General features: G+C 54.8%; 2 protein-coding genes. Both read right to left on the bottom strand.

Going from position 1 to position 1,714, the window contains the following annotated elements:
• Window positions 1-1,288, bottom strand: a 1,288-nt coding sequence (locus Mcas_RS17240) for a DUF4347 domain-containing protein (protein ID WP_156033436.1), incomplete at its 3' end; no start/stop codon positions are given.
• A 239-nt stretch (window positions 1,289-1,527) separates the two neighbouring features.
• The coding region (locus Mcas_RS18930; protein WP_235203666.1) for a hypothetical protein at window positions 1,528-1,714 on the bottom strand (187 nt) is incomplete at its 5' end.

Here is a 1,714-nt window from a genome sequence, read left to right as displayed (position 1 = left end):
TTTCAAATACAACGAACCGTCCATCGTCGGAAATGGATGGATTGAAGGATTGGTTGCTGCCCTGAATGCCCCCAGTAGACTGTGAGATCAGTGTGGTGGTATTGGTAAGCGTATCGCGCAGGAAGACATCATAAACACCATTGTTATCCCCCTCCGCTAGATTGTTGGCGTCGCTGTAGAACACCACAAAACGTCCATCGGCAGAGATAGATGGTCTGTAGGAGCCGCCATTGCCCTGTGTACCGTCATTAGATCGTGAAATCAGCGTGGTGGTGTTGGTAAGCGTATCGCGCAGGAAGATGTCCCAGTGACCGCCAGTGTCCCCTTCCACGAGGTTGCTGGATTCGCTTTCAAACACCACAAATCGTCCATCGGCGGAAACGGACGGAGATCCACAGGAGCTGTTCCCCTGCGTTCCATCATTGGCAACCGATACCAGCGTCGCGACAGGAAGGCTACTGGTCACGAAATTCAGTGAGCCATAGGGCGGGACCTCTGCAGCATTACCAGCCAGATCAGCCACCGCGCCATAACTAAAAGTCACCACAAAGCTGTGGCCCGCCGCTAAATCCTGACCTCTAATGGCGATGGTTGATCCGTAGAAAATCACACGCGATGAGTCGTTAATCCAAATAAGATCGTCGGTATTTGCAGTGCTGTCCGTAATGGTGATGAAGCCAGTGCTTGTGCCTGCTCGCACCACCTCATCAAACGTCAGCACGATGTTGCTGCCGACTGCCACGCCGGTGCTGCCAGATGTGGGTGTAAAAGTGAGCAGGATGGGGGGCGTGGTATCAAGCACCCCCGCATACCCATCCCCACCATCCATTCCCACCGCCTCAATTGTTCCGGTGGAAGCCTCCAGCGTCCAGTCTCCGCCCAGTGCCGCCGCCCCGGTCCGGTCTGTCGATGCCGCCACATCGGCGCCAAGCGCGCTGGACAGCGCGTTGATGAACGTGGTTCCGGTATCCCCGGCGGCAACATCACAACCATAAATCAGGAAGTCTCCCCCCGGCTGCAATGACGCACCAATGGCAGCCAGTATCCCGGTCTGAAGCGATATCTGCTCGGTGTTCAGGACCGTGCTGCCAACATGGATCACACCCGGTTCTCCGTGGCTGATCAGCTGGATTGAGTCCAGACCGGTGTGAGTGCCCAGAATGCTGGCTATCGTCTCCAGACTGTCACGCGTGCGATCCAGCACAAAAGCGGTGGTGTGCGCCGGCAGGGCAGCCAGCAGTATGTCAATACCGGTTACGCGGGAATCGATGAAGACGATGGATGACATGGGGATACCTCCAGCAAGATCCGGTTGGAGTCAATGTATGGCACCAGCGGCGCACAATACGACATGCTTGACGATGCGGCGAATTATATGTATTAAATTTATATATGTCAATCTTAAAAAACTATATAATGAACATGATGTCCTTTATTCTCCGGTATCATGGCCAGAACAATGGATTGTTCTGAAGATTCCCGGGCAATGAGCGGATTCCAGAACGCGATTCCCATGCTCCCGGTTTGTCAGCGCTTGCGTCCCGGTGATCCTTCAGGATATAATGAAAAACTGCCGTGCGTTGGCGCGCAGGTTCGTCCAGCCCGGACAGTAACGGGCAGGACGGGGTGAAACAGGTCTGCTGCATGTCGATGGAGGATGCGTTGCTTTCTGAGGTCAAGAGTATCATTGCGGTTGCTTCCGGCAAGGGGGGCG

The sequence above is a fragment of the Candidatus Magnetobacterium casense genome (assembly GCF_000714715.1).
GTDB lineage: Bacteria > Nitrospirota > Thermodesulfovibrionia > Thermodesulfovibrionales > Magnetobacteriaceae > Magnetobacterium > Magnetobacterium casense.
Note: the sequence above shows the minus strand (reverse complement) of the source record. Positions and strands in the feature narration are given on the sequence as shown.